This window comes from Nocardia wallacei (assembly GCF_029869545.1).
Lineage (GTDB): Bacteria > Actinomycetota > Actinomycetes > Mycobacteriales > Mycobacteriaceae > Nocardia > Nocardia wallacei_A.
The window spans coordinates 1-15,348 of the sequence record NZ_JARWQD010000370.1; the positions used below are offsets into that span (position 1 = coordinate 1).

At 70.5% G+C, this 15,348-nt stretch carries 15 protein-coding genes and 2 tRNA genes; 9 read left to right on the forward strand and 8 right to left on the reverse strand.

Features of this window, described 5'->3' with window-relative positions:
- Positions 1-414, reverse strand: a 414-nt coding sequence (locus tag QH290_RS34040; RefSeq protein ID WP_280387431.1) for a ClpP family protease, incomplete at its 3' end; no start/stop codon positions are given.
- 110 nt (positions 415-524) lie between these two features.
- Here QH290_RS34040 and QH290_RS34045 point away from each other — a divergent pair.
- Together QH290_RS34045 and QH290_RS34050 are read left to right on the forward strand one after the other, a co-directional pair.
- A complete protein-coding gene (locus tag QH290_RS34045; RefSeq protein WP_280387433.1) occupies positions 525-1,160 on the forward strand; it encodes a maleylpyruvate isomerase family mycothiol-dependent enzyme in 636 nt (211 codons plus the stop codon).
- Positions 1,160-1,453 carry a putative quinol monooxygenase gene (locus QH290_RS34050; RefSeq protein WP_280268755.1) on the forward strand — a complete coding sequence of 98 codons (294 nt, stop codon included), beginning with the start codon at positions 1,160-1,162 and terminating at the stop codon, positions 1,451-1,453. The genes QH290_RS34045 and QH290_RS34050 overlap by 1 nt, the downstream gene beginning before the upstream one ends.
- Positions 1,454-1,519: 66 nt before the next feature.
- Here QH290_RS34050 and pepN read toward each other — a convergent pair whose 3' ends face one another.
- Positions 1,520-4,114, reverse strand: coding sequence for an aminopeptidase N (pepN, locus tag QH290_RS34055; protein ID WP_280387435.1), 2,595 nt, complete (start codon positions 4,112-4,114; stop codon positions 1,520-1,522).
- Between the two features lie 141 nt (positions 4,115-4,255).
- On the opposite strand from pepN, the gene QH290_RS34060 reads away from it, so the two are divergent.
- The gene (locus QH290_RS34060) at positions 4,256-5,083 is read left to right on the forward strand and encodes a phosphoribosylaminoimidazolesuccinocarboxamide synthase (protein ID WP_280387437.1); all 828 of its coding nucleotides are present in this window, start codon (positions 4,256-4,258) and stop codon (positions 5,081-5,083) included.
- Here QH290_RS34060 and QH290_RS34070 read toward each other — a convergent pair whose 3' ends face one another.
- The 3 genes from QH290_RS34070 to QH290_RS34080 all read right to left on the reverse strand — a co-directional run bounded on the left by QH290_RS34070 (position 5,084) and on the right by QH290_RS34080 (position 8,494).
- A complete protein-coding gene (locus QH290_RS34070) occupies positions 5,084-6,757 on the reverse strand; it encodes a sigma-70 family RNA polymerase sigma factor (protein WP_342213784.1) in 1,674 nt (557 codons plus the stop codon).
- A 17-nt stretch (positions 6,758-6,774) separates the two neighbouring features.
- A complete protein-coding gene (locus QH290_RS34075) occupies positions 6,775-7,176 on the reverse strand; it encodes a YciI family protein (protein ID WP_280268752.1) in 402 nt (133 codons plus the stop codon).
- 97 nt (positions 7,177-7,273) lie between these two features.
- Entirely contained in the window at positions 7,274-8,494 is a 1,221-nt protein-coding gene (locus QH290_RS34080) for an NAD(P)/FAD-dependent oxidoreductase (RefSeq protein ID WP_280387439.1), read from the reverse strand.
- 151 nt (positions 8,495-8,645) lie between these two features.
- Here QH290_RS34080 and QH290_RS34085 point away from each other — a divergent pair, with 151 nt between their 5' ends.
- Positions 8,646-9,305 (forward strand): mycothiol-dependent nitroreductase Rv2466c family protein, encoded by a 660-nt coding sequence (locus QH290_RS34085; protein WP_280268750.1) that lies wholly within the window; start codon positions 8,646-8,648, stop codon positions 9,303-9,305.
- A gap of 33 nt (positions 9,306-9,338) precedes the next feature.
- Here the strand turns inward: QH290_RS34085 and QH290_RS34090 are convergent, their stop codons facing one another.
- Entirely contained in the window at positions 9,339-10,409 is a 1,071-nt protein-coding gene (locus tag QH290_RS34090) for a M48 family metallopeptidase (RefSeq protein ID WP_280387462.1), read from the reverse strand.
- Between the two features lie 301 nt (positions 10,410-10,710).
- On the opposite strand from QH290_RS34090, the gene QH290_RS34095 reads away from it, so the two are divergent.
- Genes QH290_RS34095 through QH290_RS34105 form a run of 3 tightly spaced genes read left to right on the forward strand, consistent with a single transcriptional unit; the run spans position 10,711 to position 12,658 of the window.
- The gene (locus QH290_RS34095; RefSeq protein ID WP_280268749.1) at positions 10,711-11,181 is read left to right on the forward strand and encodes a ribose-5-phosphate isomerase; all 471 of its coding nucleotides are present in this window, start codon (positions 10,711-10,713) and stop codon (positions 11,179-11,181) included.
- 10 nt (positions 11,182-11,191) lie between these two features.
- Positions 11,192-12,004: an Fpg/Nei family DNA glycosylase gene (locus tag QH290_RS34100; RefSeq protein WP_280387442.1), complete on the forward strand. Its 813-nt coding sequence runs from the start codon at positions 11,192-11,194 to the stop codon at positions 12,002-12,004.
- Between the two features lie 54 nt (positions 12,005-12,058).
- Positions 12,059-12,658, forward strand: coding sequence for a hypothetical protein (locus QH290_RS34105; protein WP_280268747.1), 600 nt, complete (start codon positions 12,059-12,061; stop codon positions 12,656-12,658).
- A gap of 98 nt (positions 12,659-12,756) precedes the next feature.
- On the opposite strand, the gene QH290_RS34110 is transcribed toward QH290_RS34105, so the two are convergent.
- Complete coding sequence (locus QH290_RS34110; RefSeq protein WP_425301844.1) at positions 12,757-13,575, reverse strand: DUF1542 domain-containing protein; 819 nt, start codon at positions 13,573-13,575, stop codon at positions 12,757-12,759.
- Between the two features lie 56 nt (positions 13,576-13,631).
- The gene (locus QH290_RS34115) at positions 13,632-14,639 is read right to left on the reverse strand and encodes a diguanylate cyclase domain-containing protein (protein WP_280387443.1); all 1,008 of its coding nucleotides are present in this window, start codon (positions 14,637-14,639) and stop codon (positions 13,632-13,634) included.
- Between the two features lie 508 nt (positions 14,640-15,147).
- Between QH290_RS34115 and QH290_RS34120 the strand changes: the two genes are divergently transcribed.
- Positions 15,148-15,218: transfer RNA gene (locus QH290_RS34120), tRNA-Gly, on the forward strand.
- Between the two features lie 56 nt (positions 15,219-15,274).
- Positions 15,275-15,348: transfer RNA gene (locus QH290_RS34125), tRNA-Pro, on the forward strand.

Below are 15,348 nucleotides of genomic sequence, written 5' to 3' on the forward strand. Positions count from 1 at the left end.
CCCCTCTCCGGGGCCCCCACCCCCCCCCCCCCCGGCGCCGCCGCCTACCCGGCCCCCCCCCTTTGCCTGGCGTACCGGGGGGGGGGCCCGCGCGAACCGCTTGCCGCGCGCACCGGCGGACAGCAGGAATTGCCCCGCGCTGCAGGCCAATCCGAGCGCCAGCGTCGAGACGTCGCACGGCACCAGCCGCATCACGTCGCGGATCGCGAGCATCGACGGCACCGACCCGCCGGGGGAGTGGATCCACAGCGAGATCCCGGCCTCGGGGTCCTCGGCCGCCAGCGTCAGCAGTTGGGTCGTCAGCAGTGTCCCGTTGTCGTCGTCGAGCGCGCCGTCGAGCACCAGCACGCGGCGGCCGAGCAGTTGCTCGCGGGTGCGCCAGCTGAAAAGCGGGGTCTTGTTGTCGTCAGCCATGTCCCCACCGTGCCCGACCGCACCCCCGGAATGCGCCCCTCGCTGCTGTGAGCAGATCTGCCCACAGCAGCGAGCGATGAATTCCGGTGCGCGAGCCCGTCGGTATCGGTGTGACTACCACCGGGAGACCTACCACGGATCCGGAGCTGATCCGGGCGTGGATATGTGCCGAGCGGCGCGCCCTCGCCGACTTCCTCGACGACCTGCCCGACTCCGACTGGTCGCGGCAGTCGCTGTGTGCCGAGTGGACGGTGCACGAGGTGCTGGCCCACATCACCACGTCCACGCGAGACTCGCTGCGGGCCACGGTCGTCGGCATCGTGCGGGCGCGATTCGACTGGAACCGGATGACGGCCGACCAGGCGAGTGCGCTCGCGGCGCGGTTCACCCCCGCCGAACTCATCGCCCAGCTGCGCGATACTGCGGACGCGCACCGCCGGGCGCCGGGAGCGGGAGTGGTGGATCCGTTGGTGGACATCATCGTTCACGGCCAGGACATCGCCAGGCCGCTCGGCCGCAGCCTGCGGCCGCCGCCCGAGCGGGTGATCGCCGCGCTCGACCAGGTGCTGGGCAGCCGCTTCTACGGCGCGCGGCAACGCGTCGGCGGAATGCGGCTGCGGGCCACCGATGCCGACTGGACCCACGGCGCGGGCGCCGAGGAGATCCGGGGACCGGTCATCGACCTGCTACTGATGGCCACCGGGCGCCCGCCCGCCGGGACGGCTCGCATGGAAGGAACCGCCTGATGCTCATCATCGCCGGGCACGTGACGGTCGATGCCGATCGACGCGACGAGTTCGTCGCCGCCCATCAGGATCTGGTGCGCCGGGCGCGCGAGGCGCCGGGGTGCCTCGACCTGGCGATCACCGCCGACCCGTTGAATCCGCAGCGGGTCAACAACTTCGAACGCTGGGAATCCGGGGAACACCTCGACGCCTGGCGCGCGATCGCCGACGCCCCCGACACCGGCATCCCGATCACCGGCGACAACGTCCTGCTGTACACCGTCGCCGACGTCCGCCCGCCCTTCGGCGAGTGACTCGCCGGGCGGGTCGAACGGACCGTCCGCCGGGTCCCGACGAGGGGCGGGACCCGGCGATCGGGGCTACTGGGCGTCGAAGGCCCTTGCGCGCAGGGAACGTTCGATGCCCGCCTTGCCCTCCGACACCAGGCGGCGCAGGGCCGGTGGGTGGTCGGCGTCGAGGAACTTGTCGGCGACGGCCACCGCCTCGTCGGAAATGGCCCAGTGCGGGTAGAGGCCGACGACGACGGTCTGGGCCACCTCGCTGGAGCGGCGCTCCCACACGTCGGGGATCTCCGCGAAGTACCGCTCGACGAACGGTGTCAGCAGGTCGGCCTGGCCGACCGGGGCGAACCCGCCGACGATCGCGCGCGCGGTGATGTTGGGCACCGAGTCGTCGTTCATCACCGTGTTCCAGGCGATCTCCTTGACCGGTGCCTGCGGCCGGGCGGTGGCCGCGGCGGCCGCCTGACGACGACCGGCCGCGGTCGGATCCCGGTCCAGTTCGGCGTCGATCACCGGGGTGGGTTCGCCGTCGGCGTCGACCGCACCCGACTTGGCGAGCGCCTGCACCAGCCGCCAGCGCAGATCGGTGTCCACCACCAGCCCCGGCAGGCCCACCCGGGCCGGGTCGCCGCTGTCGTACAGCGCGGCGAGCGCCTCGACGTGCTGCGGCGACAACCGCGCGCCGGTCAGGGCGTTGACGAACGCGAGCTGATGATCCGAACCCGGCTCCGCCGCCCGCGCCAGCTCCAGCAGCCGGTCGGCGAACTCGGGCCAGCCCGTGCGCGCGGCCCACTCCGGGTCGGCGTAGCTGGCCAGCGCGGTGTGGGCCTGCATCAGAATCCGTTGCACCACACCGATTTCGGTCTCCTCGCCGATGCCGCGCTGCACCAGCGCCACGAAGTCGCGGGCCCGCATCTCGGCCTGGCGGGTCATCTCCCACGCCGCGGACCAGCACAGCGTGCGCGGCAGCGATTCGGCGATATCGGCGATGCGCGTGGTCACGGTGTCCAGTGAATCCGGGTCGAGCCGCAGCGAGCAGTAGGTCAGGTCGTCGTCGTTGATCAGCACCAGCTTGCCGCGCCCGACGCCGACGAGTTCGGGCACCTCGGTGCTGTCCGCGGCATCGAGATCGAGCTCGACTCGCTTGGTGCGCACCAGCTTTCCGTCCTGGTCGTCGTACACGCCGACGGCCAGCCGGTGCACGCGACGCTCCCCGGCGCCGGGTGCCGCGCCCTCCTGCACCACCGCGAACCGGGTGAACTTCCCGTCGGTGTCCACGTCGAAATCGGGGCGCAGGGTGTTCAAGCCCGTGGTCTTGAGCCACTGCGCGCCCCAGTCGGAAAGGTCACGGCCGGAGGCCTTTTCGAGCGCACCCACCAGGTCGTCGAAGGTGGCGTTGCCGTAGGCGTGCCGGGCGAAGTAGTCGCGCAGGCCCGCCAGGAACGGCTCCCGGCCGACGTAGGCCACCAGCTGCTTGAGCACCGAAGCGCCCTTGGCGTAGGTGATTCCGTCGAAGTTGACCTCGACGGCGGCCAGGTCGGGGATGTCGGCGGCGATGGGGTGGGTGGACGGTAGCTGATCCTGCCGATACGCCCACGACTTCTCCACATTCGCGAAAGTCGTCCAGGCGCTGGTGTATTCGGTCGCCGAGGTCATGCACAGCACCGAGGCGAAGGTGGCGAACGACTCGTTCAGCCACAGGTCGTCCCACCACTTCATGGTGACCAGGTCGCCGAACCACATGTGCGCCATCTCGTGCAGCACGGTCTCGCAGCGGCGCTCGTAGGAGGCCCGAGTCACCTTGGAGCGGAAGACGTAGTCCTCCAGGAAGGTGACCGCGCCCGCGTTCTCCATTGCCCCGGCGTTGAATTCGGGCACGAACAGCTGGTCGTACTTGCCGAACGCGTACGGCACACCGAAATTGGCGTGGTAGAAGCCGAAGCCCTGCTTGGTCTCGGTGAAAAGCCGCTCGGCGTCCATGAACTCGGCCAGCGAGGCGCGGCAGTAGATGCCCAGCGGGATGCTGCCGTGGTCGTCGGAGTAGGTGTCGGTCCACTTCGCGTACGGGCCCGCGATCAGCGCCACCAGGTAGGTGCTCATGCGGGGAGTGGTGGCGAACACGTGCCGGGTCACCGTGCCGGTCTGGTGCGTTTCGACCGCGGCGCCGTTGGAGATGACCTCCCAGTCCTGCGGGGCGGTGACGGCGATGTCGTAGGTGGCCTTGAGGTCGGGCTGGTCGAAGCAGGCGAACATCCGCTTGGCGTCGGCGGTCTCGAACTGCGAGTACAGGTAGACCTTGTCGTCGGTCGGGTCGACGAAGCGGTGCAGGCCCTCGCCGGTGTGCGAGTACTCGCAGTCGGCCTCCACCGTCAGCTCGTTGCGCTCGGCCAGGCCGGTCAAGGTGAGCCCCTGGGACTCGTCGTAGTCGCCGATCTCCAGCGCGACGCCGTTCAGCACCGCCGACCGGACCCCGGCCGCCACGATATCGACGAACGTCTCCGAACCGGGTGTGGCCGTGAACGTCACGGTGGATCGCGAGTTGAAGGTCTCCGCCGCTGCCGCCTCGGCGTTCGTGGGCTGGCCGGTCAGGTCGAGTTCGACGCGATAGTTCTCCACGCTGATCGTCGCGGCGCGCGCGACCGCCTGCTCGCGGGTGAGGTTCGGTGCGGACAAGGAGACTCCTTCGCTGATCGATCGGAGAGCTGTACCGGGCAGCCGCCCAGTCCCACAATGCCATGTCGGCGGGTGTTCGGGCGTGCCGACCTGCGGCCTCGGTAGGCTGTGGCTGATTCGAGCCGCTCACGAGGAGGACAGTTGAAGCACATCCACTCCGGCAAGGTGCGCGATCTGTACGAGGACGGCGATTCGCTGCTCCTGGTCGCCTCCGATCGGGTGTCGGTCTACGACGTGGTGCTGCCGACACCGATCCCGGACAAGGGTGCGCTGCTGACCCAGCTGTCGAACTGGTGGTTCGAGTACCTCTCCGACGTGCCCAATCACGTGCTGTCGGCCACCGATGTCCCCGACGAGTTCGCCGGGCGCGCGGTGCGGGTCAAGCCGCTGAAGATGGTGCAGGTGGAGTGCATCGCCCGCGGGTACCTGTCGGGTTCGGGGCTGAAGGAGTACGAGCGTACCGGCTCGGTCTCGGGCATCGCGCTGCCCGCGGGCCTGCGCGAGGGCGACAGGCTGCCCGAGCCGATCTTCACGCCCACCACCAAGGCGGCCGAGGGGCACGACGAGCCGATCACCTTCGACGACGTGGTGCGCCAGGAGGGCCGCGAGGTAGCCGAGCGCCTGCGGGAACTCACCCTGGACGTCTACTCCCGCGGGGCCGCCTACGCCGCCGAACGCGGCGTGATCATCGCCGATACGAAGGTCGAATTCGGCTGGGACGGCGAGGTTCTCACCCTCGGTGACGAGGTGCTGACCTCCGACTCCTCGCGTTACTGGCCCGCCGCCGAATGGGAGCCCGGCCGCCCGCAGCGCTCCTTCGACAAGCAGTTCGTCCGCGACTGGGCCGCCTCGACCGGCTGGGACAAGGAGCCCCCGGGCCCGGAGATCCCCGCCGACATCGTCGCCGCCACGCGGCGGAAATACACGGAGGCCTACGAACTCATCACGGGCAACGTTTGGTCGGCGTAATCAGTTCTGTGCCTTGATCTTCCGCCATCCGCCCGCGCGGTTGTTCGCGGCGATCTGCCGGAACATCGCCAGCAGCGCGGCCTCGTTGATCTTCTCGCCCTCGTAGACCGCGACGGTGCGGCCGGTCTTGTTGTCGTGGCCGCCGGTGATGATGCCCTCCGGATCGGGAACGATGCCGCCGTCGTAGAGGAAGACGTTCACGTGGTCCCTGGTGGCCAGCAGCGCGCAGATATTGCCCTGCAGCACGAAGTAGGGCTGCACGGTCCGCTTGATCGTCTCGGTGACCTCCGGGTCGGCGGCATGCACCAGATCGCGGACCTGCAGGCAGATCCGCCGCTGCCACTCCGGAAGCGGGTCGATATAGGCGTCGACGCGGGGGTCCTTCTCGTACGCCATGGCTTTCCCTTCTCGCAGCTGGGCGCCGCGAATGGTGAGGTAGTCCCGTTCCGGGACGCTGGTGGTGCGCCGGGCCGCCGCGGCGTAGGCGGCGATGGCCGCGGGGCGATCGCCCGCCATCTCGTACAGGTGGCCGCGGACGGCATCGAGGCGGTGGTTCCCCGCGAGACTGTCCTCGACGGTCGCGGCCAGGTCCAGACCGGCCGCGGGCCCGTGCACCATGGCGGTGGCGACCGCGCGGTTCAGCGTCACCATCGGATTGCGGGCCAGGCGATCGAACATGGTGTACAACACCAGAATTCGCCCCCAGTCGGTGTCCGCGGTGCAGCGAGCCTGGGCGTGCAGGGCCGCGATGGCGGCCTGGAAGCGGTACATCCCGTGGAGGCCGTGCCCGATCGCGGCCGCCGCCAGCCGCATGCCCTCGGCGAGACGGATCCGGTCCCACCGGGATCGGTCCTGTTCGAGCAGGGGAATGAGTTCCCCGCTCGGCCCGGTGCGGGCGGCGCGGCGGGCATCGGTCAGCAGCATCAGCGCGAGCAGCGCCGTCACCTCGGGATCGTCGGGCAGCAGCCGGTGCAGGATGCGGGCCAGCCGGATCGCCTCGGCGGCCAGGTCGACGCGGCACAGCTGTGTCCCGCCGGAGGCCGTGTGTCCCTCGGTGAACAGCACGTACAGCACGTGCAGGACCGCGGCGAGGCGGTCGCCCGCCGCGAGGTCCAGCGGCGCGGTGAACGGCCGCTCGAGTCCGGACAGCCGCTTCTTCGCGCGCGAGATCCGCTGCGCCATGGTCGCCTCCGGCAGCAGGAAGGCCCGCGCGATCTCCTCGGTGGTGAGCCCGCCGACCGCCCGCAGCGTCAGCGCGATCGCGCTCGCCGGAGACAGGGCGGGATGGCAGCACAGCAGGAACAGCGTCAGCGTGTCGTCGTGTGTGCCGATCTCGCTGGGCGGCACGACATCTCGCGCCACCGCCACTTCCCGGTGGCGCCGGGCGATGTCGGCGCGCACCGCATCGGTCAGTCGCCGCTGGGCCACCTGGATCAGCCACGCCCGCGGGCTGTCCGGCAGCCCCGCCTGCGGCCACTGTGTCGCCGCCGCCAGCATCGCCTCCTGCAGGGCGTCCTCGGCCGCATCGAAATCCCCGGAGCGACGCGCCAGCACCCCGAGTGCGGACGGGGCGACCTCCCGCAGCAGCCGGGCCACCTCGTCCGCACCGGTCGGACCGCCCGCCCCGCCCGAATCGGGCTCCGGGCGGGTACGCGGGATATCCGATTCGGGCATGGCGCTGGGGGTTTCGGTCAGTGGTCGACCGATGGTGCTTCCATGACGGCGCGGACCTCGAGGTACTCGCCGATGGGTTTGCCGCCGGGTCCCGGGGCCGCGGAGGCGCGCGCGGCGATTTCGATGGCGCGGTCACGGCTGTCGACGTCGACCATCCAGTAGCCCGCCAGGAATTCCTTGGTCTCCGGGAACGGCCCGTCCGTGACCACCGGCGCCGAGCGACCGTCGGAGGAGACGAGCAGCGCCTGTTCGGGGGCGGCCAGCCCCTGGGCGTCCACCAGTTCACCGGATTTCTCGAGTTCCGCGCCGAGCGCGCGCTGGAATTCGATGTGGGCCGCGATCTCCTCCGGCGCCCACTCGCCGATCGGGGCGGTGCAGTAGGCGGCCTCGCCGTAGGTCTTGAGCAGCATGTACTTCATGGTGTGTTCCTCTGTCTCCGGTGCGTCCATCGTGACGTACTCACCGACAGGTCGGAACCGGCATCGCGGCCTCGACGCATCTGTAATGTGATGGCGGTCACAATGATGTCGAGGTGTCGGCCAGGCGCCGGGGATCGACCGGCTCGCGGGAGACGATCAGCTCCTTGATCCGGTCACCGGCATCCCAGATGTTGACGTTCATCCCGGCCAGCACGCGATTGCCGGAATCCAGCCAGAACGCCACGAACTCGCGCGTGCCGGTATCGCCGCGCACCACGACGGACGCCTCCTCGCCGGGGGCGACGTAGCCGGTGTACTCCATCCCCAGGTCGTACTGATCGGTGAAGAAGTACGGCAGCCGGTCGTAGCTGCCGGGCTTGCCCAGCATCGTCAGCGCCGCGACCGCCGGTTGATTGAGGGCATTGGCCCAGTGCTCCACGCGGACGCGCCGACCCAGCAGCGGATGCTGCTGCTCGGCGATATCGCCGACCGCGACGATGTCCGGATCGCCGGTGGCCAGGCTCTCGTCCACCAGGACGCCGCTGCCCACCGCGAGGCCCGCATCGGCGGCCAGTTCGATATTCGGCCGCGCGCCCACGGCCTGCAGCACCGCGTCGGCCTCGAGCACGGTGTCGTCGTCGAGCCGGACGCCGGTCGCCGCGCCGCCGGACGTGGTGATCTCGGCGACGCGAACCCCGCAGCGCAGATCGACGCCGTGCGCGCGGTGCAGGTCGGCGAACACCTCGCCCATCTCGGTGCCGAGCGCGGCCCGCAGCGGCACCCGCTCGGTCTCGAGCACGGTCACTTCGACACCGGCGGTCCGGGCGGCGGCCGTGACCTCCAGGCCGATCCAGCCCGCGCCGATCACCGCCAGCCTGCGCGCCGAGCCGAACAGGTCGATCAGCGCGTCGGACTGCTCGATGCTGCGCAGTTCGTACACGCCCTGCGCGTCGGCGCCCGGAATCGGCAGGCGACGCGGCCGCGAGCCGGTCGCCAGTGCGAGCTTGTCGTAGGGCAGGGTCGAACCATCCGGCAGGGCAACGGTTTTCGAGGCCCGGTCGACCGCGGTCACGGTGGTGCCGAGCATGACCTCGACATGATGGTCGCGATACCACTGGCCCGGGGCGGTGGTGAAATCCGCCAGCGCCTGCTTGCCCAGCAGGTGCTCCTTCGACAGTGGCGGCCGCTCGTAGGGGAGGTGCTCCTCCTCGCCGATCAGGGTGAGTGTGCCGTCGAAATCGTTGCCGCGCAACGCCTCCGCGAGCTTGGCCGCGGCCAGCCCGCCGCCGACGATGACGAACCTGGAATCTGTGGTCATGCGAACCTCCGTACAACGGCCGCCAGGTCATTTCCGACCCTACTGCGCTCGCGCGGCCGGGTCGGGAAATATCCGGAAGTTTCCGTCGTTGATGCTGTCGACGGCACCTGTGCGATGCGGTGCCGCCCCGACTTCCCGAGAGGATTGCGACGTGAGCGACACGACGACCACCCCGTCCGGCACCAAGGACCGCGTGGACTTCTGGTTCGACCCGCTGTGCCCGTGGTGCTGGATCACCTCCCGCTGGATCCTCGAGGTGGAGAAGGTCCGCGATATCGAGACCCGCTTCCACGTGATGAGCCTGGCGGTGCTCAACGAGGGCCGCGACGACCTGCCGGAGATCTACGTGGAGCTGATGAAGTCCGCGTGGGGGCCGGTCCGGGTGGCGATCGCCGCCGCCCGGCAGCACGGCGAGAAGGTGCTGGCCCCGCTCTACACCGCGATGGGCACCCGGATCCACAACCGCCGCGACGAGTATCCGCAGGAGGATCGGGGCGAGCGGCTCGCCGTCGTCATCGCCGAATCCCTGGCCGAAGTCGGCCTGCCCGCCGAGCTGGCCACGGCCGCCGACAGCACCGAATACGACGAGGCGCTGCGCGAGAGCCACCACGCCGGCATGGACAAGGTCGGCAAGGATGTCGGCACGCCCACCATCCACATCAACGATGTCGCCTTCTTCGGCCCCGTCCTGTCCCGCATCCCGCGCGGCGAGGACGCCGGCAAGCTCTGGGACGGCGCCGTGGCCCTCGCCTCCTACCCCCACTTCTTCGAACTCAAGCGCACCCGCACCGAGGACCCGGAGTTCGACTGACGACACCGGCCCCGCTGTCGCTGAAACCCCTTGCTACCGGGGCGAATTCGAGGACGAGCCCGGGTCCTCGTCCGCTCCGGCGCTATCGACCGGCGAATTCTCCGGCCCCGGCGAGGACGGACCGGGCGCCGTAGGCGACGGCCCCCGCATCGCTTGCCAGGGTGGAGTCGGCTGATAGCTCTGTCCGCTCGGGGGTTGCCAGGGGTGGCGGGGCTGGGCGCCCGGGTTGTACTCCTGGCCGCTCGGCGGCGGGACCGGCGTGTATCCCGGACCGGTCATCGGTGGGTAGCTCTGCGGTGGGGGCTGGTTGGCCGGGGGGATCGGGGCGCTGGGGCGCCAGAACAGTTTGCCGTGCCTGCTGCGGTCGCGCAGGGCCCACATGCGCCAGGTCAGCACCGGATGCGAGGACATGGCGTTGGCGATCCAGACGAAGAAGCCCTTCTCCTGGGCGGCCCGATCGGCCATCTCGTCGAATCGGACCAGCGGGTTCAGCCACTTGCCGCCCGCCAGGACCTGCATCGCGCCCGGCGCACCGACATGCCGGTTGCAGTAGCCGTGATTGTCGGCGGTGTACTCCTGGCTGCGGATCAGCGAGTTGCCGAGGATCGGCAGGAACGGCACCAGGAACATGCCCAGCTGCCGCCAGTAGGACACGTGCCCGGCCGCGATGTGCCCGACCTCGTGACCGATGATGAACGCCAGCGCGTCCGGATCGCGGGCCCGGCCGCCCACCTCGAACATGTCGCTGTAGACGACGACGTAGCGGCGGAACCCGTGCCCGGAGGCGAAGGCGTTGATCTGCCCGCTGCCCATCAGGACGAAGGCATCGGGCACGGTGGCCATCCCGAATCGCTGCGCCGCCTCCACCACCATCCGGTACCCCTCGGGGAACTGGGTGGGCGACATCTTCACCGCGTTGACCCGCTGCATCGCGTAGTTCAGACCGCGGCCCAGATACAGCAGCAGCGGCGCCGCCAGCAACAGCAGCATGTAGTCGTTGATCTCGCCGACGAACAACAGCAGCAGGCTGAGCAGATAGCCGAGGGCGGTGACGACGATGACGATCACCAGCAGCGGAATCTCCCAGCTGTGCCGGGCGGGCATGCCGAACGGCGACAGCCCGCGGGTCTGCTGGACGACCGGCGGATGCGGGGGCGAATACGGCGTCTGCGGCGCCCAGCCGGGCGGGCCGAGCTGCGGATCCCACCCGGCGAGCGCGGCGGCGCGCGACGCACCGGGCGGGCTCGTGGCGGGCACCGAATGTGCTGTCGGAGGCGACGTTCTGTCCTCGGGCTGCATGCCCTGAACCTTAGGCAGTGTGGGGCCGGAGTGCTGTCGGCGCACCGCAACCGTGGCCCGACGCCCCGGTCGAACCGGCGCTCGAGCGCCTGACACAATGCGTGCCATGCGCGTATACCTGGGTGCCGACCATGCCGGCTTCGAACTGAAGAACCACGTCAAGGATCACCTGCAGCGGGCCGGTCACGAGGTCGTCGACTGCGGTGCCCACGAGTACGACGCCGCCGACGACTATCCGGCGTTCTGCATCGACGCCGCGCGCCGCGTCGTCGCCGATCCGGGCAGCCTCGGCATCGTGCTCGGCGGCAGCGGCAACGGCGAGCAGATCGCCGCCAACAAGGTGCCCGGCGCCCGCTGCGCGCTGGCCTGGAGCGTCGAGACCGCCCGGCTGGCCCGCGAGCACAACAACGCCCAGCTCATGGGCATCGGCGGCCGCATGCACAGCACCGAGGACGCGCTGGCCATCGTCGATGCCTTCCTGGCCACCCCCTGGTCGGGCGAGGCCCGCCATCAGCGCCGCATCGACATCCTGGCCGAGTACGAGAAGTCCGGCGAGGCGCCCGCCGTCCCGAGCTGAGCGCGGGTAGATGCCTGAGGGGCATACGCTGCATCGGCTGGCGAAGCTGCATCACAAGCGCTTCGCCGGGGGAGTGGTACGGGTATCCAGTCCGCAGGGACGTTTCGCCGACGGCGCCGCGCTGGTGGACGGCCGCGTCCTGGTGCGGGCCGAGGCATGGGGCAAACACCTGCTGCACCACTACGATTCGGGACTGGTCGTGCATGTGCACCTGGGGTTGTACGGCACATTCACCGAATCGGCGGGGCCGCCGGGTGAGCCGGTGGGTCAGGTGCGGATGCGGATGATCGGCGGCGGCCGCACCGCGTCGGCCTACGGCACCGATCTGCGCGGCCCGACGGCCTGCGAGGTGCTGCACGAGCCGGAGGTGTCGGCCCTGACCGCGCGGCTGGGCCCGGACCCGTTGCGTCGCAACGCCGATCCGGGCCGGGCCTGGGAGCGCATCCGCCGCTCCTCGCGCCCGCTCGGCGCGCTGCTGATGGATCAGGCCGTGGTCGCGGGCGTCGGCAATGTCTATCGCGCGGAACTGCTGTTCCGGCACGGTATCTCGCCGCGGCGGCGTGGTCGTGACGTCACCGCGGGCGAATGGGACGAGCTGTGGGCCGACCTGGTCGAACTCATGCGGGTCGGGGTGCGGCGCGGCAAGATCGTGGTCGTGCGCCGCGAACACGACCGTGGCGCACCGTCATACGCCGAGGGCAAACCCCGCACCTACGTCTACCGGCGGGCCGGTGAGCCCTGCCGGATCTGCGGTTCGACGATCCTGCACACGGTGCTCGAGGGCCGAAACCTGTTCTGGTGCCCCGGTTGTCAACCCGGATGAGGTTCCGGTCCGTCGATTAGCATGGGGCCGCCGGGTTTCCGACGGAAGGGTGCCATGGGAGGGCCGATCGGCTCACGGACGCTGCGCCTGAGCATTGCGATGGGTGCGGCGCGGACGGTCACCGTCGGATGCCTCGGGCTCCTGCTGGTTCCGGCGCTGCTGATACTGATCCTCGCGGTCGTGACGGTGCTGGGCTCGAGCGCGGCGATCCTGATCGGCGTCGTGGTGGTCGTGCCGGTCGTGGCCCTGGTCGGGCACGCGCTGCTGTACGTGTCCCGCCGGGCCGCCTGGCTGGAGGGCACCACGCTCGCCGTGCGCGGCGCCTACACCACGCGGCGGGCGGAGCTGGCCACCGCGCGCGTGTGGGTCGACTCGGTGGCCGAGAATACGGCGGTGCCGACGGGCTCCGGAACGGCAGTGGTGCCGACCGGTCGGCGGATCCCGCGGTTGGTCGCGCAGGACGCCCGCACCGGCGTCACGGTGAAACTGCCGCTGCGACAGTCGAATGGGACGCTGCTCCCGGCGCCCGAGCTGCACGCCTTGGCCGCATCGATCACCTCCGGCCCGCGCCCGTCCCCGGACGCCGACCACGCCCACTGGATCGCCCAGGGCCTGTACAGCCTCACCACCAACCCGTTCACGGGCAACCTCTGACCGCCGCGACGCGGGTTCAGTAGTCGCCGAGCGGGTTCAGAAGCCGCAATCGCCGGGCGGTATCGATGCGCTCCGGTGCATCGGGCCGAATCGGGTGTTCAGAAGCCGCCGCCGTCGAAGCCGCCGCCCATATCGAAGCCGCCGCCGTCCCAGCCGCCCTGATCGGCTCCGCCGCCGTCGAAGCCGCCCTGGTCGCCACCCGGATCTGCGCCGCCCTGGTCGGCGCCGCCGCCGTCCTGTCCGGCCGCCAGTCCCGCGTCATAGCCTTCGCCGTAACCGTTTTCGAATCCGGCGGCCCCGTAGGCCACCCCGGACATGCCGCTGAACAGCGCGTCGAACAGCAGCACCGAGCCGATACCCCAGGCACCGGCGACCAGGGCCGTCTTCCACCACGGCTCGGAGTACCAACCGGCGGGTACCGGTCGCCCGGCGACCCGGCCGCCGGGGTAGTAGTTGGGCGTCTGCGGCGAGGGCGTCGGCGACGCCTCGATCCGGCGGCCCTCGAAGTCCACGGTGCGGTCCTCGGTGACCTGCCCGGCCGAGCGCTGCCCGTCGAGCTCGGGCACCGGCGGGCCCGGGTCCAGGTTCATCGCGGTGCGGGCCGCCCGCACGTAGTACAGGCCCTCCACCGCGGTCTCCTTGGCCAGGCGGGCCTGCGCGACCGTGGTGGCCTGATCGATCTGCGAACCGGCCGCGTTCAGCCGTTCGCCCGCGTCGGCCAGGGCCTGTTTGGCCGCGTCGTTGCTGCCGACCAGGTTGTAGACCTGCCCGCCGAGGCGCTCGGTGAGGCGGCGGGCCTCGGCCTTGGCGTCGGCCAGCTGCGTGGCCTGCCGGTTGCGCTGCGCGGAACGACCGAAATACGTCACGGCGAGAAACACCACCAGTACGAGAACCACGAGGACCAGAAGCGTTGTCACAAAGACCAGCGTACGCGGACGCGGGCGTGCCGATCGGGCCTCGCGGCGGGCGCCGCTCAGCCCGCCAGGGTGGTGTCGTAGTCGTCGAGGTCGGCGAGCCTGGCGGGGGCATACCCGCCGGGCTCCGGCTCCTCCTCGTCGAGCTCGGACAGCGCGAACCGGCGCTTGCCCGCCGTCTTCGCCGAATACATCGCCCGGTCGGCGCTGCGCAGCAGGTCGGAGAAGTCGCAGGAGCGGCCGGGCGGGCAGTACGCGGTGCCGACGCTGGCCGACACCGGCACCGGCCCGGAGCTGGTGGGCACGGGATGCTGCAGGGTCCCCAGGACCCGCATCGCCAACTCGCCCAGCGTATTTCGGCGCGCGGGCAGCGCGAGGACGAACTCGTCGCCGCCGTATCGGCAGACCACCGTGTCCTGCGGGCAGGTCGCGCGCAGGCGGCGGGAGATCTCGACCAGCACCTCGTCGCCGACCGCGTGACCGTGGCCGTCGTTGATCTGCTTGAAGTCGTCGAGGTCGATCAGCAGCAGCCCGACACCGCGGGCGCGGTCGGTCGCCATCAGCCGGACCCGCTCCTGCAGCAGCGACCGGTTGGCCAGGTCGGTGAGGGCGTCGTGGGTCGCCTCGTGGCGCAGCCGATGCTGCAGCGCGGCGATCTCCTGCACCCGCACCGAGACCGCGGCGGTCAGGTTCTTCTCCTGCTGGGCCAGGGCCCGCTGCTGCAGCGCCTCGGCGTAGGCGTCGATGGCGTGGCTGGCCACGAACGGCCACCTGGTCGCCACCAGGGCACCCGGCTCACCGGGGGCGAAGCCCAGCAGTGCGCGGGTCGCCGGCGCCAGCATGCGGGTGCGGTCGAACGGCGCCTCGGCCAGCCGGCGGCCGATGGCGCGGGCGGCCGGGACCGGGAACGGTTCCGAGCCGGCCAGATCCAGCAGTTCGTCGATGATCCCGGCGAAAACCCGTTCCAGATGATCGGGCGAAACGGTCAGGCCGCTGCCGCTGTAGACGGCACGGGCCCAGTCCCGGGTGGTGGCCGCGATGGCCTGCGTCTCGAGTTCGGCGGGCATCGGTGCTCACCTCACGCGGACGCCGTCTGTGCCGGCTCCCCAGCCGGTCACGCCCTCCGGATCGTGCTCACTGCCATGCGGTCCGCTACACCTTGCTCGATGCACGCTCACCGCCCCCTTTCCAGATACCCCCGTCCGGCAAAAAGGATCCTAGCAAGCCACTCGACACCGAAAAATGGTGTTTTACAACCTGTTCCGATATCTCGCGAATGGCGATCGCTGGTGTGATCGGTGGTGAGCGGCAGGTGTTACACCTTTGTCCGCGTGTCGCGGGCGGCGTGTTCAGCGTGTTCTCGACGCCACGCCGTGTGAGGGGAGATCGGAGCCGACCGTCGCGGTCGAGCGCGAGTGTCCGGACTCCCGCCGGGCGCCTGGCGCGTCGTAGGGGTGTCCGGTCCGGCGGCCGACCGGGGTCGGCGCGGGTGGGCGATTGGCGTTTCCGAAGTGAGGTTCGGTACAGTCCTAGGCGCAGACGACATCGTGGCGATCCCATCGGTGTCGTATGCGTGCGGGCGTAGTTCAATGGTAGAACCTCAGCCTTCCAAGCTGATGGTGCGGGTTCGATTCCCGTCGCCCGCTCTGGCAGGGGCCGCTGCCGGTTCCTTCGTCGGGGGAGCCTGCGCCGCCCGCCAGCACGGGGTGTAGCGCAGCTTGGTAGCGCACCCGCTTTGGGAGCGGGTGGTCGCAGGTTCAAATCCTGTCACCCCGA

What these genes read in the sequence shown, in the direction of transcription:
- QH290_RS34050 (WP_280268755.1), top strand. Translation starts at nt 1,160, where the DNA reads ATGCTCATCATCGCCGGGCACGTGACGGTCGATGCCGATCGACGCGAC.
- QH290_RS34070 (WP_342213784.1), bottom strand. Translation starts at nt 6,757, where the DNA reads ATGCCCGAATCGGATATCCCGCGTACCCGCCCGGAGCCCGATTCGGGC.
- QH290_RS34075 (WP_280268752.1), bottom strand. Translation starts at nt 7,176, where the DNA reads ATGAAGTACATGCTGCTCAAGACCTACGGCGAGGCCGCCTACTGCACC.
- QH290_RS34080 (WP_280387439.1), bottom strand. Translation starts at nt 8,494, where the DNA reads ATGACCACAGATTCCAGGTTCGTCATCGTCGGCGGCGGGCTGGCCGCG.
- QH290_RS34090 (WP_280387462.1), bottom strand. Translation starts at nt 10,409, where the DNA reads ATGCCCGCCCGGCACAGCTGGGAGATTCCGCTGCTGGTGATCGTCATC.
- QH290_RS34095 (WP_280268749.1), top strand. Translation starts at nt 10,711, where the DNA reads ATGCGCGTATACCTGGGTGCCGACCATGCCGGCTTCGAACTGAAGAAC.
- QH290_RS34100 (WP_280387442.1), top strand. Translation starts at nt 11,192, where the DNA reads ATGCCTGAGGGGCATACGCTGCATCGGCTGGCGAAGCTGCATCACAAG.
- QH290_RS34105 (WP_280268747.1), top strand. Translation starts at nt 12,059, where the DNA reads ATGGGAGGGCCGATCGGCTCACGGACGCTGCGCCTGAGCATTGCGATG.
- QH290_RS34115 (WP_280387443.1), bottom strand. Translation starts at nt 14,639, where the DNA reads ATGCCCGCCGAACTCGAGACGCAGGCCATCGCGGCCACCACCCGGGAC.